This is a genomic window from Gilvimarinus gilvus (assembly GCF_030518155.1).
In the GTDB taxonomy this organism is placed as follows: domain Bacteria; phylum Pseudomonadota; class Gammaproteobacteria; order Pseudomonadales; family Cellvibrionaceae; genus Gilvimarinus; species Gilvimarinus gilvus.
The window spans coordinates 1-345 of record NZ_JAULRU010000400.1 but is presented as its reverse complement, the minus strand read 5'-3'; the positions used below and the strand labels follow the sequence as shown (position 1 = coordinate 345).

The window sequence follows — 345 nt, the reverse complement described above, 5'->3', positions numbered from 1 at the left end:
GGAGGCTCGAACTCCCGACCCCAACCTTGGCAAGGTTGTGCTCTACCAACTGAGCTATTTCCGCTTGGCGTCCCCTAGGGGAGTCGAACCCCTGTTACCGCCGTGAAAGGGCGGTGTCCTAGGCCTCTAGACGAAGGGGACTTAGGACTAACCTTAAAACGTGACACATGACCTATCCCAAAAGGGCTTACCCTAAGGAGAAAGTGGAGCGGAAAAGGAGGCTCGAACTCCCGACCCCAACCTTGGCAAGGTTGTGCTCTACCAACTGAGCTATTTCCGCTTGGCGTCCCCTAGGGGAGTCGAACCCCTGTTACCGCCGTGAAAGGGCGGTGTCCTAGGCCTCTA

General features: G+C 57.1%; 2 tRNA genes. Both read right to left on the bottom strand.

Annotation, left to right across the window (positions count from 1 at the left end):
* Positions 1–65: 65 nt before the first annotated feature.
* Positions 66–141: transfer RNA gene (locus QWI17_RS06765), tRNA-Glu, on the bottom strand.
* Positions 142–204: 63 nt separating this feature from the next.
* Positions 205–280, bottom strand: a tRNA-Gly gene (locus tag QWI17_RS06760).
* Positions 281–345 lie beyond the last annotated feature (65 nt).